Below are 23,572 nucleotides of genomic sequence, written 5' to 3'. Positions count from 1 at the left end.
GAATCGACGCGTATCCACTCAGTCACACGTTGTGATGCCCTGATTCACCCGGCTGCCCTGAGCAGTGCGGTTATGGAACATCCGGACCAACAGTGAATGATTGTCCGATGATTCGCCCGCTCTTGTCCCGCTTCCCCGCCCGCAAGCAGGCCCTCGCCGCCGTCGCCGTCCTCGGCGCGGTCGGCATCGCCGCGACGGCGTGTGCGGGTGGCGGCTCCGGCGGACGGAGTGCGACTGCGTCGGGTACGAGACCGGCGCCGACTCGGACCAGCTCCGGTCCGGACGGACAGAACGGGTCGTCCGGTTCGCCCGGGTCCTCAGGAACCACGAGCACCGATTCGACCGGACCGAGCTCGGCTGGCGGCTCGACGTCCCCGTCGCAGCCGCAGTCGCAGTTACAGTCACAGTCGCACAGCGGCGGGTCCAGCTCCGGCGGCCCGAGCACCCCGAACACACCGATCGCCCCGAGCACCACCCCCGGTTACCGCCCGCCGGCCACGCCCCGCACCAACGCGAACGTCGATTGCTCGGCCGCCAAGTGCATCGCCCTCACCTTCGACGACGGCCCCGGGCCGGACACCGGCCGGCTGCTGGACCTGCTGAAGGCGCAGAACGTCCCGGCCACCTTCTTCGTCCTGGGCGACCAGGCCGTCAAGTACCCGACCGTGGTCAACCGCGAGTACGCGGAGGGCAACGAGGTCGGCAACCACACCTGGGACCACAAGGACCTCTCGACCCTGCCCGCCGCCGCGGTCCAGGAGGAGATCAACCGCGCCGCCGACGCGATAACCGCGACCGGCATACCGCGCCCGACCCTGGTCCGGCCGCCCTACGGCGCGGTCAACGACACGGTCCGCACGGTCGCCGGCTTCCCCTTCATCATGTGGCGCGTCGACCCCGAGGACTGGAAGTACCCGGACCCGACCCGCGTCGCGGACCAGATCGTCGGCCACGCCAAGCCGGGCCGCATCGTCCTGTCCCACGACACGCACAAGACCACGGTCGACGCGATGCCCGCGGTGATCCAGCGGCTCAAGCAGCAGGGGTACACGTTCGTCACGGTCAGCACCCTGATGAAGGGCACGGCGTTGCAGAACGGGCAGTCGTACTTCAACCGGCCGGCGGCGACCACCACGCAGCACTGAGCAACTCGCACGGATCAAAAACCGCTGGCCCGCCGGAAGAATCCGGCGGGCCAGCAGGGCTTCAGCTGTTCAGTTGTCAGACGCTCGCGAAAGCGCCCGGTACCGCAGGCAGGTTCTTAGAACTTGCCGATGGTGGTGACGTTCACCAGCGTCGCGATCGCCTTGGCGACAGCCGGGGTGACAGCCTTCTCGCCACCGAAGATGTTGATCTGCGGGACGGTCTTGGCCACGTCGGTGAGCTCAGCCGCGGTGGCGGACGACAGCGCCGACGGGTCGGTCAGCAGCAGCGGGCCGTTGGTCGAGGCCATGTAGGCACCACCGGTCAGCGCGTCCGGGAAGAGCAGGCCGGTGGCGACACCGACCGGCGCGTTCTTGGCCTTGGTCTCGAAGGCCGCGGCCACCTGGGCAGCGGTCTCGTAGCGAGTCGCACCGAAGGAGGGGGCGAAGGTTCCCGCCGAGCCCTTGATGGTGGTCATCGCAGCGACGGCCTGGCCACCGATCGCGGCCACGTTCTGCACACCGGCGTGCAGCTTGCTCTGCACGTAGGCCTCGGTGTTCGGGTCGAACTTGTTGAAGTTGGTCAGCACCACGGCCGAGTTGCCGCCGCCCCAGACGTCGGCCGCGTACGGGCCGGCCGCCAGCGCGTCCGCGAAGCCGTCGTGGTTGTTGCCCTCGTCGCCGCGGGCCACGACCAGGTGCGCCGGGTCGCCCATGCCGACCTGCGCGATCTTCAGCGAGGTCGCGAAGCGGTCCGCGCCGGCCAGGCGGGTGGTGGTGTAGCCCGCCTTCTGGATCTGGGCCTCGATGTCGACGCTGACCGCCTTGTCGCCACCCAGGATGTAGACGGTGGTGCCCTTGGTCGGCAGGACGCGCTGAATCTCCTTCAGCACGGCGGGGTTGACGACGTTCGCGTTGCCGTCGGTCAGCAGCAGCGGGCCCTGGGCCTTCTTCGCCAGCGGCACGCCGACCAGCGCGTCGGCGAAGTCGTCGCCGGTCGCGAGCACGACGGACTTGGCCTGCGTGCGGGTGTCGGTGGTGACACCGGTGTTCGCCCACTGGTGCTGGGAAATCGCCAGGCCGGTGCCGTAGCGGTCGTCGCCCGCGGCGCGGAGCACCACGGTCCCGTCCGAGACGGTCGCGGTGAAGGTCTGGGTCTGCACCGAGTTCGGGTCGCCCAGGCCGTCGTCCAGCTTCACCGTCACGGTGTAGGTGCCGTCAGCGGCGAAGCTGTGCCACAGCGCCGGGTTGCTGGCCTTGATCGTCGACGGGTCGCCGGGGATGGAACCGTCGGCGGTCTTGTCGCCCCAGCTGATGGTGGTCACGGCCTTCGTGGCGGCCGGGTCCACGGTCGAGCCGGTCAGGCTCACGCTCACGGAGGTGTTCTTCTTGGTGGTGCTCGGGGTCAGCGTGGCCTTCAGCACCGGGTCGGCGACGAAGTTGACCTCGCCCGACTTCGACAGGCCCGGGTTGTTGACGCCGTCGACGATGGTGACGGTGACCGCGTAGTCCTTGGTCAGGTCGGCGTACGTGTGCGAAGCCGTCTGGGAGGACAGGGCACCCGTGGTCGAGTCGACCGTGATGGAGGTGACGTCCGGGAGGGACTTGTCGCCCCAGTTGATGCTGACCTTGGCGTTGGCGAAGTTCGCCGACGAGTCGATCGTGGTGCCGGTCAGGTCGACGGTGCCCTTGCCGGTCTTCGCGTCGGCGGTGACCTTCAGCGCGACCGAGGTCTTGACCGAGGTCTGCGGGTTGCTGTTGCCGCCCGCGTTGTGCGCCGGCGTGCTCGCCGCGTTCGCCGCACCGGCGCCGACGACGCCGACGCCGACGGCGGCCAGGGTTGTGGTGATGGCCAGCGTCGAGAGGCGCTTGCGGGCCACAGAGTGGTTGTTCTGGTTTCCCATTATTGGGGGGACCTCCGGAATGGGCCGGGTGCCTGGGACGGGCTTCTCCGGCGTTTCTCGTCTGCAATCTTCAGTTGTGTGGTGCCCCGGTCGCCTTTTCGGTGCCGGGGCCTGGTCGCGGATCGGTGGCGGACCTCGTGGGTCCGTCGCCCGGCCGCGGCCAAGCTTTGGGGGTGCCGGCCGGTCAGGCCATGTGTCCGTGCACTGCGTCGGTCACGGCCTGGACCGTGGTGGTGCTGACCGCCACGGGGCCGCCGAAGACCTCGACGGTGCCGGAGGCGCCGACCGAGGCTTCGATGCCCTGGAGGGCGGCCCAGGTCGCGGGGGCGAGCAGGTGGGTCGGGGTGAGGACCAGGGGGCCGCCGGCCCGGGCCAGGTACGCCGCGCCGGTGAGGGCGTCGGCGAAGTTCTCGCCGGTGGCGACGCCCGCGGTCTTCTCACCCTTGAAGGTCGCGGCCACCATGGCCGCGGTGAAGTAACGGTCGTAGCCGCGGAAGCTCGCGCCGGGGGCCAGCGTGACGTTCGCGCTGCGGGCCGCGGTGACCGCCTGGCCGCCGACCGCGGCCACGGCGTGCGCCTTGGCCAGGTAGGCCTTCACGGCGGCCGGCAGCTGCGTGTCGTCGGTCAGCAGGATCGCCGCCGGGTGCGCGGCGTCGGCGCCGAAGACGTCCGAGGCGTACGGGCCGGCCGCCAGCGCGTCGGCGTAGTCCGCGCCGGTCGCCAGCACCACGTTCCCCGGGTCGCCGAGCCGGTCGGCGATCTTCAGCGCGGTCTGGTAGCGGTCGGCGCCGCCGATCCGGGTCACGTTCACCGAACCCAGCGCCGCGACCACCGACGGCGGGACGGCGTTGGTGCCGCCGAGCACGTACACCGTGCCGCCGGGCTTCAGGACCCGCTTGATCTCGGCGGTGACCGCGGCGTTCGGGCCGGCCGTCGGCGTCAGCAGCAGCGGGCCGCCGACCTGCTTCGCCAGCGGCACACCGGCCAGCGCGTCCGGGAAGGTGTCGCCGGTGGCCAGCACGACGGCCGACGCGGAACCCGCGGGAAGCTTCGAGGAGATCGCGATCGCGGTCTGGTAGCGGTCGGCGCCGGCGATGCGGGAGACCGCGGTGCCGCCGGACGTCGGAGGGCCACCGGGCGTCGGAGTACCGACGGTGACCTGCTGCGTCGAGGTCGCTGTGGCCTTGTCCTGGTCGGCGACCGTGGTCTCGACCGAGTAGACACCCGCTGCGGTATAGGTGTGAGGGACCGGAGTCGTCAGGTCCTGCGCGGTCGGGTTCTCGATCACGAGGGTCGATCCGTCACCCCACTTGAGGGTGAGCCTGGCAATGGTCTGCCCGTGCACCGGGGCGCACTTGGAAAGGTCCGCCGAGACCGCCAGAGAGCCGGACGTGGTCGTGACCGTGGTCTGGGCCGACGGGGGCACCGCGTTGTACGACTGCGTCGTGTCCGCCGAGTCCGTACCGTCGGAGACGGTCAGCTTCACGGGGTAGGTACCGGCGGCCTTGTACGTGTAGGGAACCGTCACCGCACCGGCGTGGCCGCTCACCGGACCGCCGACCGGCTTCGAATTGTCCCCGAAATCCAGACTGTAGGTCAGGTTCGCGCCGGGATCGGTGTCATTGGCGTGGACCACGAAGACCGTCGCGAGCGGATCGGTGCTGTTCGGGTCGTGGCTGATCTGCAGGGTGACCGATATGAGGCCGAGGGACGCAGGAGCCGGAGCTGATGTCGCCGCCGGGGCCGTCGCCGCGAACGAAGGTGCCGCCACTCCCACGCTGACCGCAGACGCAGCGACGGCGGCGACAGCCAGCCGGGCCTTAGTCGTGACATGCATGCGGTTCCTCCGTGGGCGGGGCGCGGGGCGGCAATATCTGATCCGCCCACGCAACCCTCCCCAGAGCCGGGAATCTGCGCATCCTGCGATCTGCGTAGAAAGCCATGGGACTAGATACGTAGCACTCCATGGTTGCCCCCGCGCAGGTAAAGTCTTCGAAACAGCTTTGTGACAATCACCGGACGGGGGGCCGATCCGGTGCTGTCGCGGGTGTCATTCCGACCAGTGCCCAGTGGCGAGCGCCACTCGCAGTTGTTCGCTGTACGGTGCCAGATCGAGCCCTTGCTCAGCTAGCCATGCATCCGATTTATACGTGTTCCGATACCGATCGCCGCCGTCGCACAACAACGTCACGATGGATCCCCGGCTGCCGACGGCGCGCAGCTCGCACATCAGCTTCACCACACCCCAGAAATTGGTGCCGGTCGATCCGCCGGCGTCCCGGCCGGAGAGCTCCGACACCAACCGCATCCCGGCGATCGACGCGGCGTCCGGAACCCGGATCATCCGGTCCACGACGTCGGGCTGGAACGACGGCTCGACCCGGGGCCGTCCGATCCCCTCGATCCGGGAGCCCTTGCCGGTGACGTAAGAGGGGTCGTGGCTGCGCCAGCCCTCGAAGAACGCCGAGTTCTCCGGGTCCACCACACACAGCTGCGTGGCGTGGCGCTGGTACCGCAGATACCGGCCGATGGTCGCCGACGTACCGCCGGTCCCGGCGCCGACCACGATCCAGCACGGACAGGGATGCCGCTCCTGGCTCATCTGGTCGAAGATCGACTCCGCGATGTTGTTGTTCCCGCGCCAGTCGGTGGCCCGCTCGGCGTAGGTGAACTGGTCCATGTAGTGCCCGCCGCCGGACTCTTCCGGGGCCGAGGCGGCGACCCGCCGCGCCTCCTCGTACAGCGCGCCCGGATCGTCGACGAAGTGGCACCGGCCGCCCTGGAACTCGATGAGCTCGCACTTCTCCTTCGACGTGGAGCGCGGCATCACCGCCACGAACGGCAGGCCCAGCATCCGGGCGAAGTAGGCCTCGGACACCGCCGTGGACCCGCTGGACGCCTCGACGATCGTCGTGCCCTCGCGGATCCAGCCGTTGCAGAGCCCGTAGAGGAACAGCGAGCGAGCCAGCCGGTGCTTGAGCGAGCCGGTCGGATGCGTGGACTCGTCCTTGAGGTACACGTCGATCCCCCACTCGGGCCACGGATCCGGGAGCCGGAGCGGGATCAGGTGCGTGTCCGCGGAGCGGTTGGCGTCCGCCGAGACGCGCCGGATCGCCTCGTCCACCCAGGCGCGGCCGGACTGACAGAGGGGGTCGGAGACATCCGTGCTTTGCTGCATGGCCTCATGCTAGATCGTCGGGCTGACAGGAAACGCGCAAAGCATGACATAACGCTCGATCGAAGGTCTGGAAAGGCGGGGCCGCGGCAGCCCTGATCTGCCACGGCCCCGCCGCTTGTGGGCGCCGGGTGCGGCGCTCAGCCGGTACTCTCCACGCCGCCCTTGCGCGCCGCCGCCAACTCCGCCGCGTAGACGGCAGCCGGCGACACCGCCAGGTAGTCCAGCGCCGACTGCGTCGACCCGTGGAAGGACGGGTGGTACGACGGCTTGAGATACTTCGGCACCTCCACCACCAGGCTCCCGAGCGAGGGCAGCCGCCCGCGCCGCGCGGCGTCGCGGAACCGCCCCAGGAACTCGCGCTCGGTCATCCGGCTCGGTCGGCCCTGGCGCAGCCCGTGGGGGTCGTGGGCGACCATGTACTTCGCGCCGCGGCCCCAGATCCAGGCGAACGCCGCGGAGGTCACCAGCATCGCGCGGGTGCGCCGGGCGTAGGAGCCGTCCAGGTGCATGAACACGTCGTACGCCACCGAGCGGTGCTCCACCTCCTCGGCGCCGTGCCAGCGCAGCAGGTCCAGCATCACCGGGTCGGCACCGGCCGCGTCCAGGCCACGGGAGTCCACGATCCACTTGCCCAGCACCGCGGTGAAGTGCTCGATCGCCGCGATGATCGCCAGGCGCTCGCGCAGCCACTTCTTGCGTGCGAACGGCGGCATCGTGCTGTCCCCGAGCAGCCGCTCGAAGAGCCACTCGATCTGCTCCACGAACGGGTCCGGGTCCAGGCCCTGCACCTTCATGTGGTGCAGCACGTTCTGGTGCGCGACCGCGTGCGTGCCCTCCTGCCCCATGAAGCCCTTGACCTCGGCCTTGAGCTGCTCGTCGCGGATGTAGGGCAGGATCTGCTTGTAGACGTGCACGAACCAGCGCTCGCCGGCCGGCAGCAGCAGGTGCAGCACGTTGATGATGTGGGTCGCGTACGGATCCTCGGGGATCCAGTGCAGCGGCGTGTTCTCCCAGTCGAACTTCACGCGTCGCGGCTTGAGATCCGGGTGCCGGTCGATGTCCGGAGAGGTCGCCGAGTCCGCGACCACTGGAGTGTCAGCCATGGGAATCAGCTCCTCAGCCAGTCGGGTCGATCTTCGCCATCCGACGCGCCAGCGCCGGGGACAGCCGGGAAATGGCCTTGCTCGCCTTGGCCTCCAACGCGACCGGCACCACCGGCTTGTCGCGCCGCACGGCGTCCACGATGCGCTCGGCCACCTTGTCGGGCCCGAAGTTCCGCCTCCGGTAGAGCCCGGTAACACGCTGCCGAGTCCGCTCCTGCTGCTCCGCGCTCTGCCCGACGAACTTCGTGGTCCGGGTGATGTTGGTGGCGATGAAGCCGGGGCAGATCGCCGAGACGCCGATGCCGTGGCGGGCGAACTCCGCGCGGAGGCACTCGGAGAGCATGAGGACCGCGGCCTTGGAGGTCGAGTACGCGGAAAGCGTTCGCGACGGCGTATAGGCGGCGGCCGACGCGAGGTTCACGATGTGCCCGCCCTCGCCGCGCTCCCGCATCATCTCGCCGAAGCAGCGCGCGCCGTGGATGACGCCCCAGACGTTGACGCCGAGGATCTTCTCCCAGTCCTTCACCTCTGTGGCGAGGAACGGACCGGACATCCCGATGCCCGCGTTGTTGACGACGACGTCGGGAACCCCTGCCGTCTCCTTCACCTCGTTCGCGAACTTCTCCATGGCCTCGCCGGAGGAGACGTCGACCGTATAGAGGTAACCGCGCGCACCGAGCAGTTCCACCAGCTCTACAGTGCGCGCCGCGGCGACACTGTCTATGTCGGCGACGACGATGTCGGCGCCCTTCTCGGCGAACGCCAAGGCGGTGGCACGTCCGATCCCGGAGCCGGCGCCGGTGATGACGACCAGCTTGTCCTCGAACTCACGCCGGTCTTTGGTGCCCTGACTTGCTTCGGCACGCAATAGGGAACGCACAGGCTCGGGTCCTCCCGGAGTCGCGATGCTGGACTGGACGAACTCGCGAATCCGATCGGCGATCAGTGCGGGCTTCTTGACGACGATCCAGTGGCCGCCATGGACCTTGCGTACATAGAGCCGTTCCGTCCACGGCGCCGGCGCCTGCGCGGCGAGAGCCGGGGTGACGAACCGGTCGCCGGTCGGGGTGAGCACCTGGACCGGAACCGAGGTCGGCCGCTCCTCGGGATGCCGCATCTTGGGCAGCATGTTGGCGCGGTAATAGAGGACACCGCGCGAGCCGTCTCTATGGAGAGTAGGAGAGGGGTCGAGTCTGGTCCCCTCTATAGCCGTGATGATCCGCGGCCACTGTTTGGCCAGACCGAGCCGCCAGGCCACCCGCGGTCCCACCGGCAGGTGGAACACGACGATGTACCAGGACGCGAGCGCCTGCTTCAGCGAACGCGCGGCGGCCTTGGGCGTCGGCTTGCGGATGCCGGAGCGCGTCCACATCGCCGCGTGGTCCAGGCAGGGACCCGAGATCGACGTATAGGAGAGGAAACGCTGTGCGGAGTCCGCGCGCGTGACCGCTTCCCAAGCCTGGATGGAACCCCAGTCGTGGCCGACCAGGTGGACCGGCCGATCGGGAGCCACTACGTCCGCGACCGCGTAAAGGTCGTTCGCAAGGTGCTCCAACGTATAGCCCTGCTTGAACAGCGGCCCTTTGGAGGCGCCGATGCCGCGGGTGTCGTAGGTGACGACGTAGAAGTCCTCGACGAGTTCGGAGACGACGCCGTCCCACACCGCCTGAGTGTCGGGGTAGCCGTGGACCAGGAGAACGGTCGGCTTGGACGCGTCCCCATAGGTGCGGACGGAGAGCTTGCCGCCCTCCACAGTGACCGCGAGAGTGCGGACGTCTTGCGTCATGCGAGTGCGCCTTCCTTGGCCCGGGCCTGCTCCTGCCAGCGCCGCACGTGCGGCAGGTCGTCGTCGAGCCAGAAGGCGTCGTCCTTGGTGACGACCAGCAGCTCCTCGAACTTCACTCCCACGCTGTGCTTGCTGCCACCAGAGGTGGACGGGAACCCGATGTGCGGCTCCACCGCCCACAGCCCCGGCGTGGGGGCGTGGTGGGAGGCGCGGCCTCCGGCCCACAGCGGGGAGCGGCCCTTGATGCCCTCGGTGACGATCTCGCGGCCCAGGGTCTCCAGCGTGCGCAGGCCGAACCCGAAGGCGTAGCGGCCCATGTTGCGGCGCTGGCTCATGTGGCCGACCTGGTGGCCGATGACGCGGCCCGGGTAGACCTTGTGCCGGGACTCGTAGCCCTGCTGCGCGATCAGCGCGTCGACCGCCGCGTAGACCTCGGAGAGCGTGTCCCCGGCCTTGATCCGTTGCGGGATCAGCGTCCGGTACTCCGCGAGGTCCCGCATGAGCGCGTCGAAGATGCGGTTGCTGCCGGGGTCGCCGAGGACGCCCGCGTACCCGATGTCGGAGACGTAACCGTCGACCACCGGCGAGCAGTCGAGGATGTAGGACATCCCCTCTTCCAGCCGCTTGGTGGTCGGGAAGAAGTGCAGCGGCGTCCACGGGCCCTTCAGCGAGCGGAACGCGGTGCGCTCTCCGAACCAGGCGAAAGGGATGTGGAAGAAGTCCTCCACGCCGTTCTCCCGTAGGAAGGCGCGCATCCGCCGCGCGACTTCGCGCTCGGTGACGCCGGCTTCCAGTCCCGCGCCGACCGTCTCGGCGCAGCGGTAGGCCAGCGCCTGGGCGTCGCGGTGACGCCGCAGGGCATCGGGGGTGGGGCCGGTATTATTGGACACGGCGTCTAATGTAAACGCCGAGTGTCCACGCGACAAGACCCCGTTTCCGAAGCGGACACCAAGGGACGCCAAGAGACACCAACGAACGCGAACGGATGCCGATCGATGCGGACGGATGCCTGCGGATAGCGGGCGGTCTTCAAGCAGATCCGGGCACACCGAAGCAGATTCGAGAATGGTCGCGACACGCTCGCCGATTCGTTCCCAGCGCCGGACGTGGCAGCATGGCGATGTGCAGTCCGAGTCCCGCAGCTCCCAGCCCGTCCGCTCGACCCCGCGCACGGCACCCCGCCGCCGGCTGTCGGTGGACCGCCGCCGCGACGAGCTCATCGAGGCGGCGCTGGACCTGCTCTCCAAGCGCGGTCCCGACGACGTCTCCGTCGACGACGTGGCGCAGGCCGCCGGCGCCTCGCGCGCGCTGGTCTACCACTACTTCGGCACCAAGCAGGAGCTCTACGCGGCCGCCCTGTCCAAGGCCGCCGCCGAGCTCACCCGGCGGCTCGCCCAGGTCGAACCCGGCGACACCCCGCTGCAGCGGCTGGACCGCGCGGTGCGGGCGTTCGTGGAGTTCGCCGAGGCGCACTCCGCCGGATTCGTCGCGCTGCTCGGCGGTTCGGCGGCGTACGGCTCCGGCGCGGAGTCGGCGGCGCTGGTGCACTCTGTGGAGGACACCGTCTATGAACTCCTGGTGGAAGGGCTCAGCGAGCCGACTCCGGTGGATCCGCTCGTCCGGATGACGCTCAAGTGCTGGGTGGCGGCCGCCGAGACCGCGGTCCTGGACTGGCTCAAGCACCAGGACCTGGCCCGCACCGACATCGAGCAGCAGCTGATCGTGCAGCTCGGCGCGCTGCTGATGGCGATCGGCCATGAGGTTCCGGTCTAGAGCCCGGTCCAGGGCCCGGTCCAGGGCCCGGTCCAAGGCCCGGTCCAAGGCCCGGTCCAAGGCGTTCGCAGGGAACGAAGAAATCCGGTCCCTGTTCCAACCACACGGACCATCCCCCGGTCATACCTGATGTGAGGAAACTCAAGAGCCCGCTGGCGCACGGCGGTTCGGCCGACGCCCGCGAACAGTTCCGTGAGTACGCCGTGGGGGCTCAGCCCCATCTGCGCCGTAGCGCGTACCTGTTGTGCGGGGACTGGCACACCGCCGAGGACCTCGTCCAGACGACCTTCGGTCGGCTGTTCCGGTCCTGGCCCCGGGTGATGCGCGCCGACTCGGTCGACGCGTACGCCCGAACGGTGCTGTACCGCGCCTTCCTGGACCTGAAGCAGAAGGACCGCGCGACCGTCGCGCTCGACGACGTCCCCGAACCGGCCTCCCCGGCCGACGACGCCGCCCTGCGGCTCGCGGTGCGCAGCGCACTCGACACGCTGCCGCCGCGGGCCCGGGCGGTCGTCATCCTGCGGTTCTGGGAGGACCTCTCCGTCGACCAGACGGCCGAGGCGCTGGGGGTCTCCCCCGGCACCGTCAAGAGCCAGACGTCCCGCGCGATCGCCATCCTGCGGCAGCGGCTCGGTGCGGCCGTCAGCGAGCTCATCCGTGACTAGCTGGGAGAAGAGAACTGTGAAGGACATGCGTGAGCTGTTGTCCGGCGCCCTCCCCGCGCCGCAGGACGAGCCACCGCAGCGGGACGTCATCGACTCCGCGATGGACTGGGGCGCACGCCGGCGGCGCCGGGACTGGACGCTGACCGGAGCGGCGGCGTTGGCCGTGGTCGCGTTGGCGACCGGGGTCGCCGCGCTGAGCGGCGGGGGCGGAAGCCGGGGCGGCACCGCCACCCCCGGCGGACAGGCGCCGACGAGCGTCTCGACGCACCGCTCGATGGGGGGCGTCCCGTCGCAGCCGGCGGGTTCGTCGCAGACGCAGCAATGCCAGTCCCCGGGAGACCTCAAGGGGAGTCTGGCGGACTTCTGCAAGGTGTTCAACGAACAGCGGAACTTCAACGCCGACTTCGCCAAGGGTTCGGTGCCGTTCATCCAGGCGGCGCTGCCCCCGGGATTCACCGTGCGGGCGACGAGTACCTGGGTGGTCATCCTCACCGGGCCCGACGGCACCACGAACTATCTGTTCCCCTCGACGGGGCAGATATCGACGCTGAACGGGGAACGGCCGGGTTGCGGCACACCGGCCCCGGCGGGCTGCCTCCAGACCAGCACCGCGGGCGGGAGCGTGGTCGTGAACAGCGAGCCTTCGGGCCAGCAGAGTGCCGGCTATGTCGGCGACTTCCCGGACGACCCGCGCCTCGACATCCTCGTCGGCACCTCTGTGAGCGGCGCGATGAACGGCATCGCGCCGCCCACGGCGAAGGTGTCGCTGCTGAGCGACACCCAACTGGCGAAGATCATGAGCGATCCTCAGCTGCTGCAGTACGCGAAGCTACAGCTCAACTACGCCAAGGCCCTCAGCCGCCAGTTGGCGGCGATGCTGGAGCCGAGTTCGAGCGGGTCCTACTCCCCTCCGCCGGGATCGGCCCCGCCGTCCGGGGTGCCGTCGAGTCCGCCTCTGGGATGGCAGTCGTCGCCCGGGGATCCCTCATGGCATTCGGTTTCGGGAGGGCAGTCGTCGAGCTCGTTGCCGCCGGGGGAGTCGTATTCCACGGACCCCGCGGGGGGTCCGCATTCGGGGCCCGGTTCCACGCACAGCCAGCCGTCCGGAACGCAGTCGTCGTCCGGCTCGTGACGCGATGAGATGAGGCTCTGAGAAGCGCCGCAGCGCTTCTCAGAGCCTCTGGAGGCTTTCCCCGGCTCAGGCGAAGATGACCGTCCGGTTCCCGTTCAGCAGCACCCGGTGCTCGGCGTGCCACTTCACGGCCCGCGCCAGCACCTGGCATTCGACGTCCCGGCCGACCGCGACCAGCTGCTCGGGGCTGACGCCGTGGCCGACGCGCGCCACTTCCTGCTCGATGATCGGGCCCTCGTCGAGGTCGGCGGTGACGTAGTGCGCGGTGGCGCCGATCAGTTTCACGCCGCGGGCGTGCGCCTGGTGGTAGGGCTTGGCGCCCTTGAAGCTCGGCAGGAAGGAGTGGTGGATGTTGATCATCCGGCCCTCCAGCGCCTTGCACACGTCGTCGCTCAGCACTTGCATATAGCGCGCCAGCACGACCAGCTCAACGCCCCGGCTCTCGACCACTTCCAGCAGCGCCGCCTCGGCCTTCGCCTTGGCTTCGGCGTCCCCGGCGGCGACCGGCAGGTGGACGAAGTCCACGCCGTAGGAGCGGGTGAGGTCCTCGAAGTCGCCGTGGTTGGACACCACCGCCGCGATCCGCACCGGCAGCGCCCCGGTGCCGGCCCGGAAGAGCAGATCGTTCAGGCAGTGCCCGAACTTGCTCACCATCAGCACCACCGGCATCAGCTCGTTGGCGTCGTGGATCCGCCAGGCCATCCGGAACGTCGCGCCGACCGCCGCGAAGCTGCTGTTGAGCTGCTCCAGCGTCACCTCGTCGTGCACCCGCTCGAAGCTGACCCGCATGAAGAACAGGCCCGAGTCGGGGTCGCCGTACTGCTGGCTGTCCAGAATCGTGCAGCCCGTCATGAGGAGGTAGTTCGCGACGCCGTGCACGACACCGGGGGTGTCCGGACACGACAGGGTCAGGACCCACTGCTGCTTCTTCGGATCGGCCATGCCCGTCATTGTCGCTGATCGCGGGCGTTCGTCCCAGTAACCGTCCGGCTGGCGACACCGGGACCCCGCCGAACAGCGGCTACCCGTCGATGACGTGCGGCACGAACCGCGCGTAGGTGTCCGTCACCAGACCGTCCGACTCCCGGATCCCCAGCCCGGCCGGCTCGCCGTCGACCAGCCACGAACCGAGTACCGCGCGCCCGCCGCCGTCACTGCCGGGGAACGCCGGAAGCGCGGAGAACTCCTGGTAGACGTACCCCTCCTGGCCGTAGTGCCCCGGCTGCTCGAAGTGCTCGCCGCCGGTGACGACGCGGATCGAGGCGCCCTCGCGGCCCAGCAGCGGCTTGGCGACATAGTCCACCAGGTCGCGGGGGCCGTCGAGGTAGGCGAGAAGCAGGTTCGGGTGGCCCGGGTAGAGCTCCCACAGGATGGCGAGCAGCGCCTTGTTGGACAGCAGCATCTTCCAGATCGGCTCGATCCACTGCGTCCGGTCGAGGGCGGCGAGCGCCAGCGGCCCGAAGTCCTCGGCGACCAGCCACTCCCACGGGTAGAGCTTGAACACCGTGCGCATGCGGGTCTGGTCGAGGTCGACGAACCACCCCGACGCCGAGTGCCAGCCGATCTTCTCCACCGGCAGCACCACCGGCGTCAGCCCGGCCTGCTCCGCGGTCTCGGCGACGTAGGAGGAGGTCATGTAGTCCTCGCCACTCTCGTCGCACTCGGCGTAGACGAAGTGCACCGGCCCGTGCGACAGCCGGACGCGGGTCTTCTGCCAGGCGTCGACCAGGCGCTCGTGCAGCGAGTTCCACTGGTCCAGATCCGGACGCGTGTCCTGGAGCCAGTACCACTGGCAGATCGCCGACTCCAGCAGCATCGTCGGGGTGTCCGCGTTGTACTCCAGCAGCTTCGCGGTGGTGCCGTCGTCGCCGTCGTAGCGCAGGTCGAACCGGGAGTACAGGGACGGCGGCTGCACCGACCACGACTCGCGGATCGCGCGGATCACCGCCGGATCGGTGATGCCCAGGTCGGCGAAGCGGTCGCGGGACACGATGTGCTCGGCCGCGGCCAGGCACATGGCGTGCAGCTCCGCGGTGGTGTCCTCCAGCGCGTCGACCTCGGCCATGGTCAGCGTGTAGTGCGCGGATTCGTACCAGTACGGGACGACGCGGCCGTCGTCCATGGTGGTCACCGGGAAAACCAGACCCTGCGACTCGACCGCCTGCTGCCAGCCGTCGCGCGGCTTGCTCTGGACTCTGCGCATCAGCCGCCGTGCCCGCCTTCGCCACCACCGTGGCCGCCTTCGCCCCCGGAACCGCCGTGGCCGCCGAAACCGCCCCGGACCACCCCGTGCTCGCCGACCTCGCCGCCGGAGACGCGCTGGCCCATCTTCAAGCCGCTGCCGCCGCGGTACCAGTGCGCATAGGTGTGGTTCGCGCTCGTGTCGCCGCAGTACTGATCCGGAATCACGGTGTTGTCGCGGGTGTCGACGCACCGCTGGTGGTCGTCGTGGCTGCACCCCGCGACGCCCCAGCCGATCACCGCAGCGGACATCATCCCGCCGACGATCAGTTTCGCGCGCCGGCGTTTGACCTCTTCACGCATGGTGTTCCCCCGATTCCGAGCCCCCGTTGCCAAGCGAAGCGCAGCTTACTCCCTTGTTACAAACAGGAACGGCTGCGGAAACACCGTCGAAGCGACCGGGAAACGTCGGTCGGCCATCGTGAGGGCATCGCGTCGCCGACCGAAGGGATCCCACGATGACCAGGAAGATCGTCGTCGTCGGCTGGGGCCTGGCAGCCCACCGCCTCGTCACCGGCCTGCTGACCGCCGAGGCCGATGTGGACGTCACCGTCTACGCCGGCGAGGGCGCCACCGCGTACGACCGCTCGGCACTGCCCGGCACGCTGGCCGGGGCCGACGCCGCGCTGCCCACTCCGGCCGACGCCCGGCTGAACCTGCGGACCGGGGTCCGGGCCGTGGCCGTGGACCGCATGCACCGCCTCGTGCACGGCTCCGACCAGTGGGTGCAGCCGTACGACACGCTGGTCCTGGCCACCGGCGCCAACCCGGTGCTGCCGCCGATCAAGGGCCTGCGCACCGCCGACGGCGAGGACCTGCTCCCGGGCGTCCACTCGGCCCACAACGCCGCCGACTTCCGGCGCCTTGCCGAGGCCGCGAGCACGGCCACACACGCGGTCGTCATCGGCGGCAGCACCACCGGCCTGGACACGGCGGCGGCGCTGCGCACGATGCGCGCCGAGGACCCTCTGCATGTCGAGCTCATCGACCAGACGCCGGCCCGGCCCGAGATAACGCCGACCGACGCCTACCTCACGCTCAGGCGCACCGGGGTCATCGCCTACCAGGACTGCCGGGCCCGAGCCCTGACACCCGGAGCCGACGGCGCGCTCGACGCCGTCCTGCTGGCCGACGGCCACCGGCTCTCGTGCGACCTGGCGGTCATAGCGTGCGGTACCGCGCCGAACACCGCGCTGGCTTGGACCTCCGGTCTGGCGGTCGCGCGCGGCATCGTGGTGGATGACACCCTGCGCAGCGTCTCCGACCCGCACATCCACGCGCTCGGGGCGTGCGCCGAGCACCGGCGCAGCCTGTCGGGGCGCCGCGAGACGGTGCTGGCGCAGGCCGACGTGCTCGCCGCCCGGCTGTCCGGGGTCGACCCGCAGCGCACCTACCGCGGGCCCGTCGCGCAGCCCGCGGCGAACGCCACGGCGAGCACCGCCACCGTCATAGCGGAGGCCGAAGCACTTCTCAGGGCCGCAGCAGCCTGAGAACGGGGTCGATCAACGACGCCCGACCCATGGTGGCGGTACCAGTACACCCCGCTGGTACCGCCACCTCGAACTAATCCCGGAACCGCGCCACCAGATCGCGCTTGATGACCTTCCCGGTCGGGTTCCGCGGCAGGCCGTCCACCACTTCCAACTGCTCCGGCAGCTTGTGGGTGGTCAGCCCGGCCGCTTTGAGGAAGGCGACCATCTCCGCGAACTCCAGCGGCGCCGAGCCCTGCGCGCTACCCGCGCCCTCAGCACCCTCCACGCCGACGACCACCGCGCACACCCGCTCCCCGCGCTCGGCGTCCGGCAGCCCGATCACGGCCGCCTCGGCCACCCGGGGGTGGGTGAAGAGCAGGTCTTCGATCTCCTTGGCGGAGATGTTCTCACCCTTGCGGATGATGATGTCCTTGAGGCGTCCGGTGATTCGCACGAAGCCCTCGGCGTCGATCGTCCCCAGGTCGCCGGTGCGGAAGTAGCCGTCCGCGTCGAACGCGTCGGCGTCGAGTGCCGCGTCCACGTACCCGAGCATCAGCTGGGGCGCCTTGGCCCGCAGCTCCCCCTCCTCGCCGGGCTCGGCAAGCTTGCCCTCCAGCGTCACCACCCGCAGCTCGACGCCGGGCATCGCGCGCCCCTCGGAGTCGTCGAGCGCCGACTGCGGGTCGTGCACGGTGGACATGGTCAGGATCGGCGCCTCGGTCAGGCCCCAGCCCGCGATGACGCCCAGGCCGCCGACCTCGTCGCGGATCTGCGCGTGCAGCGTCGGCGGCCGCGGCGCCCCGCCGCCGTTGCACAGCCGGAAGTACGGGAACGCGCGCTCCCCCGGCCGGGTCTTCACGAACTCCCGCTGAGCCTTGAGGTAGGCCAGGTGGAACGGCGTCCCCGAGCCGCCGAGCGTCACCTTCTCCCGGCCGAACAGCTCGACGGCCGCCGCCGGGTCGAACCGGTCCAGCAGGACGTTCGGCAGCCCGGCCATCAGGGACGAGGCCAGCCAGATGGGGCCGGCGACGTGGGTCAGCGGGAACGCCATCCCGTTGATGTCCTCGGCGGTCAGCTCCAGGCAGGCGTGCATGCCGCGCGCCGCCGCGAGGATCGCGGCGTCGGTGTGCCGGGCGCCCTTGGGGTCGGCGGTGGTCCCCGAACTGTAGAAGTACCAACGCAGCTCGCGCTCCGCAGGGGCCTGATAGGCCGGGAGTACTGCGGGATCGCCTTCGGGCAGCGCGCGATCCGCCGCTATGTGCCACGTCGCGGTGCCCTCGGTCAGCCGCGCGATCATCGCCGCGAAGTCGAAGCCGCCGAACTCCGAGGGCGTGATCACCACCTCCGGCGCGATCTGCCGGATGATGAACCCGACCTCGCGGTCGCGGTAGATGGGGATGATCGGGTTCTGGACCGCGCCGAGCCGGCTCAGCGCGGCCATCAGCACGTAGCCCACGTTCCACGTCGGCAGCTGCCAGGACACCACGGTCCCGGCGCGCACTCCGAGGCCGTGCAGCCCGGCAGCCGCGCGCAGCGCGGCGTCACGGAACTCGCCGTTCGTCATGCGCGAGCCGCCGGAGTCCACCAGCAGCTCGCGCTCCGGGTCGGCCTCGGCGCGGCGCTCGATCAGCTCCCACAGACTCTCGGCGTCCAGCATCTCCGCGTCCTCCAGCTCAGATCTGACGGTGAGTCAGTCTTACTCCGGCCCGCGATCAGGCGGAAGAGCCATGCCCCTTGCGACCGCAAAGCCGATCAGTACGATATCTGACGGTGCGTCAGATGGCGCCGACCGACCGACGAGTAGGAGCACACCGTGGAGTTCGGCCTCTTCAACAGCCTCTACGTACCGCGGAACCACCCCGACATCACGGAGGCCAGCCGCCTCCGCGACGAGATCGAGCTGGTCAAGGCGGCCGACCGGTCCGGCTTCAAGTACACCTGGGCCACCGAGCACCACTTCCTCGACGAGTACTCCCACCTGTCCGCCAACGAGGCCTTCCTCGGCTACCTCGCCGCCGCCACCGAGCGCATCCACGTCGGCTCCGGCATCTTCAACATCACCCCGCCGGTCAGCCACCCCGCGCGCGTCGCCGAAAAGGTCGCGGTCCTGGACCACCTGTCCGGCGGCCGCTTCGAATTCGGCGTCGGCCGCGGCTCCTCGACCACCGAGACCAAAGGCTTCGGCATCGAGGACTCCGACCTCACGCGCGAAATGGTCGACGAAACCCTGCCGCAGATCGTCCGCATGTGGAAGGAGACGGACTACTCGTTCCAGGGCCGCTTCTTCTCCATGCCGCAGCGCAACGTCCTCCCCAAGCCCCTGACCGACCCGCACCCCCCACTCTGGGTCGCAGCCGGCTCACCAGGCACCTTCAAGAAGGCCGCCGAGATGGGCATCGGCGTCCTCTGCTTCGCCCAAGCCTCGATGGACGACCTGGCCAAGCTGATCGCCATCTACAAGGAGGAAATCGACCGCTGCGAAAACCCAGTCGGCGGCTACATCAACAACAACGTCATGGTCACCTCCCAACTGGTGTGCCTAGAGGACGGCCAGCGAGCCCGCGAAGTCGCCGCCACGATGGGCTCGGGCTACCACCAGAGCCTGCTGTGGAAGTACCTGGACACCTTCCCGCGCCCCCAGTGGGTGAACGACCTCGGCGGCCGCATCCCAGAGATGGACCGCGCGACCATCGACGCGGTGATCGAGGCCAAGCAGATGTGCATCGGTACCCCCGAGGAGGTGGCCGGCGCCGTCGCGGCAGTGGAAGCGATCGGAGCAGACCAGCTGGTGTTCGGCATGCTGTCCACGGCGATGCCGATCGACGTGGCGATCGAATCAGTGGAGACCTTCGGCCGGGAGGTGCTGCCGAGGTTCGACACCGACCCGGTGCACTCGACGACCCGGCAGCGGGAGGCTCAGGTGGGACGCTGAGGGCGGGCCGGGCAAGGGAGTCCTGGCGGGCAGGCGCGGTGGCCGAGCCGGTACGGCGCCGCACTGCCAGCCACGAGAGCAGGCCTCCGCTGGTTTCGGCGCCCCCGGGTGGTGACGGATCAGCGCGGCCGGCCATGTCGTTCGTCGTGTCCGACCGGACCATGCGGGGTGTTGGTTCTGGGTCCCTCGCCGCGTCGGCGGGCTCTGCCAACCTGCCCGGTTTGGCGGTGTCAAGCCGAACGCGGCTGCACCACAGCAACAGCGATACGGCTTGATTCCGCCAAACCGGGCTGGTTCCGTCTACGGCGACGACGCGGCGAGGGACCCAGAACCCGGCGACCACAAGCAACACCGCCACCGACCAGCGCGGCGCAGGCAACAGCGGATAGAAAGCCGACCAGTCGCGGACCGCCGCCAAACAGCAGGACGCACGGGTCGCCCCCTCGCTGTAGAGCGCCCGCCGGAGGCCTCAAGGCGCCCACCACGCACGACGATTGCCGCCTACGACATGCGCAGTGACTCGGACCGGCGCGCGGTCGTGCACGCGAAAACCGCCACCCGCCAGCGCACCGCCGCAGAGACCTGAACCGCCGCGCGGTCGTGCCAGCGAAAACCGCCGGCCGCCAGCGCAACCCGCGACGCTCCACCGAACTGCGTCCCCCTGCGAGGTCATCAAACCCTGCGCGAACCCATAAAAATCGCCTGCAAAACCCCAGACCAACCGCACCGAAACAACCCGCACCCTCACCGCGCCCAAAGCTCACCCCCCCAACCCTCACCGCCCCCAAACCCCACCAACCACACCACTCGTAGTCACCACAGCCAGCACCGCAAGCGTGTTCTCAATCACCGCCTCCGCATACGCCGCCGGCACCCCCGCCACCGCATCGCGCGGCAGCACCACGTCAAATCCGGCGTTCACCGCATCCATCACCAGATTCGTAATGGCAACATTCACCGACACCCCCACCGGAATCAGCGTCCGCGCCCCAAGGTTCCGCAGGACCGCCGCCAGCCCGGAGTCGTACATCGGCCCCAGCCCGTGGTACCGCGGCAGCTCAATATCCGTATCCAGCAGCCCGATCTCGTCGATCACCGCCGCCGCCTTCGAGCCCGGCAGCAGGTCCTCGACATCGTCGCGGCGCGCCGACTTCAGTGCCGCGGCAAACAGCCTGGCGTTGGTGTTCGCGCCCCTTGCATCAGGGCGGCGGTAGACCGTGGCGTGGATGACCGGGACGCCGGCCGCGCGTGCGGCGTCCACCACCCGCACCATGGCCGGGACGTGCGGCCGCGCCGCAGCTGCGAGGTCCGGGAACAGGGCCGCCGCGCCCAGGACGCCGTTCTGTACCTCGGAGGTGACCACGGCGCAGCGGGACGGTTCCAGCATCGCGTTCAGATCGACCGGCATGCCGGGCACGGTAGCTGACGCGGCATCAGAAGTGGAGCGGGTCTTGTCGCCTGCGATCTCTGGCAATACGCTCACCTGACGGACCGTCAGATTTGCTTGGCCCGCAGTCAGACCCAGATGTCGGAAATCGCCAGGAGCCCGCCGTGCAGCTGCGTGACACCCCGGACCAACAGCGGTTCCGCGAAGAGCTGCGCTCCTGGCTGCGCGCCGTCCTGCCGACCCTGGACCCGCAGCCCTCCCAGGACGACTGGCCGGCCCGCCGGACCTACGACTCCCACTGGCAGGCCCTGCTCCACCAAGCCGGCTACGCCGGCCTGAACTGGCCCGCCGAGTACGGCGGCCGCGGCGCGACTCCGACCGAGCACCTGATCTTCCTAGAAGAGTCCGAACTCGCCGGCGCCCCGTACGTCGGGGTGAACTTCGTCGGCCTGTTGCACGCCGGCCCCACGCTGATCGCCGAGGCGAGTCCGGAGCAGCGCGAGCGCCACATTCCGGCGATCCTGCGCGGCGACGAGATCTGGTGCCAGGGCTTCTCCGAGCCGGATGCCGGGTCGGACCTGGCCGCGCTGCGGACCCGCGCGGTGCGCGACGGCGACCACTACGTCGTCACCGGCCGCAAGATCTGGACTTCGCACGCCGAGGTCGCGGACTTCTGCGAACTGCTCGTGCGCACCGGCCCGGCGGACGGTCCGAAGCACCAGGGCATCACCTGGCTGATCATGCCGATGGACGCTCCCGGTGTGACGCTGCGCCCGTTGATGACCGCCGGCGGCTCGACCGAGTTCTCCGAGATGATCCTGGAGGACGTGCGGATCCCGGTGGCGAACCGGGTCGGGGCCGAGGGCGACGGCTGGCGGATCGCGATGGTGACCTTCGCGTTCGAGCGCGGGACCGGGTTCGTCTCCGAGGTGGTGTGGGCACGCCGGCGGCTCGTGGAGATCGCCGCGCTGGCCCGGGAGAACGCGACCTGGGAGGACTCCGAGATCCGGCGCCGGATCGCCCGGCTGGCCGCCGAGTTCGACGCCCTGTGGGCTCTGGTGAAGCGGAACGTCTCAGAGGCCGAGCATTCCGCGGCGGGCATCCCGGGGCCCGGTTCCTCAGTTTTCAAGTTGAGGTTTTCCGAGGCCCGGCAACACCTTGACGATCTCCACGCCGATGTCCGGGGCCGGGACGCACTGTCGTTCGACGACGACCTGTGCACCTACGACGGCGAACCGGGCTACGAACGTCTCAGATCCCTGGCATACACGATCGCCGCCGGGACCTCGCAGGTCCAGCGCAACATCATCGGCGAGCGGATCCTGGGCCTGCCCAAGGAGCCCTCGGCCTCGACCTCGGCAACGGCGGCATCGGCAACAGCGGCCGGGGCCGGGGCCGCGAAAGGCGGCGCGAGCTAATGGACTTCCGGCCGACACCGGACCAGCGAGCGCTCGCCGGCGCGGTCCGCGACGTCCTCAGCAAGCACCCCGCGCCGGGAACACCCGGCCAGGAAACAGAAGAAGGCCCCGAGCCCGGCATCGGCGGCGTGGCCGTCGCCCTCTGGCGCGACCTGGCCGAGCTCGGGATCTTCGGAGTCCGGGTCCCGGAAGCGGCAGGCGGCCTGGGCCTGGGGCACCCCGAATCAGTGCACGTCTTCGAGGAACTCGGCCGCGCGCTGGCGACCGGCCCCTTCACCGCGACCGCACTGGCCGCGCCGTTGCTGCCGGAGTACGCCGGCGGCCGGTACCGAGTGGGACTCGGCGACCTGACATGCGGCGATCAGCAGACACAGATCCTGGAGCACCTGGACGCCCTGGACGCGCTGCTGGTCATCGAGATCGTCGACGGCGAGACCCCCGGCGTCGCCGGGCACAGCCAGGTCCTGCGTGTGGAGCCGATCGAGCTGCGCGCCGATCCCGTTCCCCACCCCGTGGATCCCCGCGTCCCGCTGCACCGGCTGCGCCAGAAGCCGCTGCGCGGCGAGATCGTCGGCGACGCCGGCACCGCCGACGCGCTGCTGCGCGAGGGCGCCCTGCTCACCGCCGCCTACCAGGTGGGCATCGCCGCGGTGCTGACCGAGCGCGCCGTCGCCTATGCCAAGCAGCGCACGCAGTTCGGCCGGGCCATCGGCTCGTTCCAGGCGGTCAAGCACCTGTGCGCGGACATGTTCGCGCGCGCCGAGCTGGCCCGGGCCGCCGTGCACTCGGCCGCTGTGCTGCTCTCGGACGAGGCGGCCGGCCACGACGGCACCGACCTGCCGACCGCCGCGGCCGCGGTGTCCACGGCCAAGCTGCTCGCCGACGAGGCGGCGGTGGCGAATGCGAGGTCTGCGATCCAGGTACACGGCGGTATGGGCTGCACGTGGGAGATGGGTCTGCACCTGTACCTCAAGCGAGCCTGGGCGCTGTCCCTGGCGTACGGCCGCGCCGCGGAGCACGCGGACCTGATTTCCGAATCCCTGTAAGGGAAATCCCGCGCGACACACACGTCACAGCGGCACGCCGCACGCCTGCGACAGGGACCGGTCATCACCCCCACACTCAGGCGTTGATTGATGGCGAATATTGACACTCTGGGACGCGGCGCCTATACAGGGTTCTCTGGCGTAATCACAGAGAACCCCCAGCTCAGAACCTCACCAGCGGCCTCAGGGGCCGCACATCGGAGCAGGTGAGGCCCTGCTCCACCAGCGCGACAGGGCCCTGCGACACCGGTGGCGAACCGGCGACGAATCCACAGGACTACATCGGTCGCGACTGGTTACAACTGAATCAGAGTTCTCATTGGTTTCAGCGAGAACCCGAGAGCGCCGTAACGATCAGAATAAGTCCGCGCAATGCCACACAGAACCACCGCG

The 23,572-nt window shown here is 69.8% G+C and carries 19 protein-coding genes; 8 read left to right on the top strand and 11 right to left on the bottom strand.

All coding sequences use genetic code 11. The features are described 5' to 3' along the window. Positions 1-107: 107 nt before the first annotated feature. A complete protein-coding gene (locus tag ABH935_RS40025; protein ID WP_370383195.1) occupies positions 108-1,145 on the top strand; it encodes a polysaccharide deacetylase family protein in 1,038 nt (345 codons plus the stop codon). A 116-nt stretch (positions 1,146-1,261) separates the two neighbouring features. Here ABH935_RS40025 and ABH935_RS40020 read toward each other — a convergent pair whose 3' ends face one another. From ABH935_RS40020 to ABH935_RS39995, 6 genes are all read right to left on the bottom strand, one after another. Next, on the bottom strand, positions 1,262-3,046 hold the full coding sequence (locus ABH935_RS40020) for a cell wall-binding repeat-containing protein (protein WP_370383194.1): 1,785 nt from the start codon (positions 3,044-3,046) through the stop codon (positions 1,262-1,264). A 184-nt stretch (positions 3,047-3,230) separates the two neighbouring features. Beyond that, entirely contained in the window at positions 3,231-4,883 is a 1,653-nt protein-coding gene (locus tag ABH935_RS40015) for a cell wall-binding repeat-containing protein (protein WP_370383193.1), read from the bottom strand. A gap of 213 nt (positions 4,884-5,096) precedes the next feature. Further along, entirely contained in the window at positions 5,097-6,224 is a 1,128-nt protein-coding gene (locus tag ABH935_RS40010; protein ID WP_370383192.1) for a PLP-dependent cysteine synthase family protein, read from the bottom strand. 137 nt (positions 6,225-6,361) lie between these two features. Beyond that, positions 6,362-7,327, bottom strand: coding sequence for a metal-dependent hydrolase (locus ABH935_RS40005; RefSeq protein ID WP_370383191.1), 966 nt, complete (start codon positions 7,325-7,327; stop codon positions 6,362-6,364). A gap of 13 nt (positions 7,328-7,340) precedes the next feature. Beyond that, positions 7,341-9,113: an SDR family oxidoreductase gene (locus tag ABH935_RS40000; protein WP_370383190.1), complete on the bottom strand. Its 1,773-nt coding sequence runs from the start codon at positions 9,111-9,113 to the stop codon at positions 7,341-7,343. Continuing rightward, the gene (locus ABH935_RS39995; RefSeq protein WP_370383189.1) at positions 9,110-10,003 is read right to left on the bottom strand and encodes a M24 family metallopeptidase; all 894 of its coding nucleotides are present in this window, start codon (positions 10,001-10,003) and stop codon (positions 9,110-9,112) included. Before ABH935_RS39995 ends, ABH935_RS40000 begins: the two co-directional genes overlap by 4 nt. Positions 10,004-10,235: 232 nt before the next feature. Between ABH935_RS39995 and ABH935_RS39990 the strand changes: the two genes are divergently transcribed. The 3 genes from ABH935_RS39990 to ABH935_RS39980 all read left to right on the top strand — a co-directional run bounded on the left by ABH935_RS39990 (position 10,236) and on the right by ABH935_RS39980 (position 12,683). Next, positions 10,236-10,886 (top strand): TetR/AcrR family transcriptional regulator, encoded by a 651-nt coding sequence (locus ABH935_RS39990; RefSeq protein WP_370383188.1) that lies wholly within the window; start codon positions 10,236-10,238, stop codon positions 10,884-10,886. 131 nt (positions 10,887-11,017) lie between these two features. Then, the gene (locus tag ABH935_RS39985; protein ID WP_370383187.1) at positions 11,018-11,551 is read left to right on the top strand and encodes a SigE family RNA polymerase sigma factor; all 534 of its coding nucleotides are present in this window, start codon (positions 11,018-11,020) and stop codon (positions 11,549-11,551) included. A 25-nt stretch (positions 11,552-11,576) separates the two neighbouring features. Next, positions 11,577-12,683, top strand: a complete 1,107-nt coding sequence (locus ABH935_RS39980) for a hypothetical protein (RefSeq protein ID WP_370383186.1) — start codon at positions 11,577-11,579, stop codon at positions 12,681-12,683. A gap of 66 nt (positions 12,684-12,749) precedes the next feature. On the opposite strand, the gene purU is transcribed toward ABH935_RS39980, so the two are convergent. The 3 genes from purU to ABH935_RS39965 form a co-directional block, all read right to left on the bottom strand. Continuing rightward, on the bottom strand, positions 12,750-13,634 hold the full coding sequence (gene purU, locus ABH935_RS39975) for a formyltetrahydrofolate deformylase (protein ID WP_370383185.1): 885 nt from the start codon (positions 13,632-13,634) through the stop codon (positions 12,750-12,752). A gap of 70 nt (positions 13,635-13,704) precedes the next feature. Continuing rightward, positions 13,705-14,886: a glutathionylspermidine synthase family protein gene (locus tag ABH935_RS39970; RefSeq protein WP_370383184.1), complete on the bottom strand. Its 1,182-nt coding sequence runs from the start codon at positions 14,884-14,886 to the stop codon at positions 13,705-13,707. Further along, positions 14,886-15,227: a hypothetical protein gene (locus ABH935_RS39965; RefSeq protein WP_370383183.1), complete on the bottom strand. Its 342-nt coding sequence runs from the start codon at positions 15,225-15,227 to the stop codon at positions 14,886-14,888. Before ABH935_RS39965 ends, ABH935_RS39970 begins: the two co-directional genes overlap by 1 nt. A gap of 155 nt (positions 15,228-15,382) precedes the next feature. Here ABH935_RS39965 and ABH935_RS39960 point away from each other — a divergent pair, with 155 nt between their 5' ends. Further along, the gene (locus ABH935_RS39960) at positions 15,383-16,414 is read left to right on the top strand and encodes an NAD(P)/FAD-dependent oxidoreductase (RefSeq protein ID WP_370383182.1); all 1,032 of its coding nucleotides are present in this window, start codon (positions 15,383-15,385) and stop codon (positions 16,412-16,414) included. Positions 16,415-16,487: 73 nt separating this feature from the next. Here the strand turns inward: ABH935_RS39960 and ABH935_RS39955 are convergent, their stop codons facing one another. Next, positions 16,488-18,053, bottom strand: coding sequence for a class I adenylate-forming enzyme family protein (locus ABH935_RS39955; RefSeq protein ID WP_370383181.1), 1,566 nt, complete (start codon positions 18,051-18,053; stop codon positions 16,488-16,490). A 156-nt stretch (positions 18,054-18,209) separates the two neighbouring features. On the opposite strand from ABH935_RS39955, the gene ABH935_RS39950 reads away from it, so the two are divergent. Continuing rightward, complete coding sequence (locus ABH935_RS39950) at positions 18,210-19,328, top strand: LLM class flavin-dependent oxidoreductase (RefSeq protein ID WP_370383180.1); 1,119 nt, start codon at positions 18,210-18,212, stop codon at positions 19,326-19,328. A 775-nt stretch (positions 19,329-20,103) separates the two neighbouring features. Here ABH935_RS39950 and ABH935_RS39945 read toward each other — a convergent pair. Beyond that, complete coding sequence (locus tag ABH935_RS39945; protein ID WP_370383179.1) at positions 20,104-20,736, bottom strand: cysteine hydrolase family protein; 633 nt, start codon at positions 20,734-20,736, stop codon at positions 20,104-20,106. 143 nt (positions 20,737-20,879) lie between these two features. Between ABH935_RS39945 and ABH935_RS39940 the strand changes: the two genes are divergently transcribed. Together ABH935_RS39940 and ABH935_RS39935 are read left to right on the top strand one after the other, a co-directional pair. Continuing rightward, positions 20,880-22,133 carry an acyl-CoA dehydrogenase family protein gene (locus ABH935_RS39940; protein WP_370383178.1) on the top strand — a complete coding sequence of 418 codons (1,254 nt, stop codon included), beginning with the start codon at positions 20,880-20,882 and terminating at the stop codon, positions 22,131-22,133. Further along, on the top strand, positions 22,133-23,179 hold the full coding sequence (locus tag ABH935_RS39935) for an acyl-CoA dehydrogenase family protein (RefSeq protein ID WP_370383177.1): 1,047 nt from the start codon (positions 22,133-22,135) through the stop codon (positions 23,177-23,179). The genes ABH935_RS39940 and ABH935_RS39935 overlap by 1 nt, the downstream gene beginning before the upstream one ends. Positions 23,180-23,572: the final 393 nt, after the last annotated feature.

This window comes from Catenulispora sp. GAS73, assembly GCF_041262085.1.
Classification (GTDB): Bacteria; Actinomycetota; Actinomycetes; order Streptomycetales; family Catenulisporaceae; genus Catenulispora.
This window is presented reverse-complemented; position numbering and strand designations above follow the sequence as displayed.

Bases quoted from the DNA above. Each gene is read 5' to 3' on its own strand.
- ABH935_RS40005 (WP_370383191.1), bottom strand. From the start codon at position 7,327: ATGGCTGACACTCCAGTGGTCGCGGACTCGGCGACCTCTCCGGACATC.
- ABH935_RS39955 (WP_370383181.1), bottom strand. From the start codon at position 18,053: ATGCTGGACGCCGAGAGTCTGTGGGAGCTGATCGAGCGCCGCGCCGAG.
- ABH935_RS39970 (WP_370383184.1), bottom strand. From the start codon at position 14,886: ATGCGCAGAGTCCAGAGCAAGCCGCGCGACGGCTGGCAGCAGGCGGTC.
- ABH935_RS40025 (WP_370383195.1), top strand. From the start codon at position 108: ATGATTCGCCCGCTCTTGTCCCGCTTCCCCGCCCGCAAGCAGGCCCTC.
- ABH935_RS39935 (WP_370383177.1), top strand. From the start codon at position 22,133: ATGGACTTCCGGCCGACACCGGACCAGCGAGCGCTCGCCGGCGCGGTC.
- ABH935_RS39980 (WP_370383186.1), top strand. From the start codon at position 11,577: ATGCGTGAGCTGTTGTCCGGCGCCCTCCCCGCGCCGCAGGACGAGCCA.
- ABH935_RS40000 (WP_370383190.1), bottom strand. From the start codon at position 9,113: ATGACGCAAGACGTCCGCACTCTCGCGGTCACTGTGGAGGGCGGCAAG.
- ABH935_RS40015 (WP_370383193.1), bottom strand. From the start codon at position 4,883: ATGCATGTCACGACTAAGGCCCGGCTGGCTGTCGCCGCCGTCGCTGCG.
- ABH935_RS39965 (WP_370383183.1), bottom strand. From the start codon at position 15,227: ATGCGTGAAGAGGTCAAACGCCGGCGCGCGAAACTGATCGTCGGCGGG.
- ABH935_RS40020 (WP_370383194.1), bottom strand. From the start codon at position 3,046: ATGGGAAACCAGAACAACCACTCTGTGGCCCGCAAGCGCCTCTCGACG.
- purU (WP_370383185.1), bottom strand. From the start codon at position 13,634: ATGACGGGCATGGCCGATCCGAAGAAGCAGCAGTGGGTCCTGACCCTG.
- ABH935_RS39960 (WP_370383182.1), top strand. From the start codon at position 15,383: ATGACCAGGAAGATCGTCGTCGTCGGCTGGGGCCTGGCAGCCCACCGC.
- ABH935_RS39945 (WP_370383179.1), bottom strand. From the start codon at position 20,736: ATGCCGGTCGATCTGAACGCGATGCTGGAACCGTCCCGCTGCGCCGTG.
- ABH935_RS40010 (WP_370383192.1), bottom strand. From the start codon at position 6,224: ATGCAGCAAAGCACGGATGTCTCCGACCCCCTCTGTCAGTCCGGCCGC.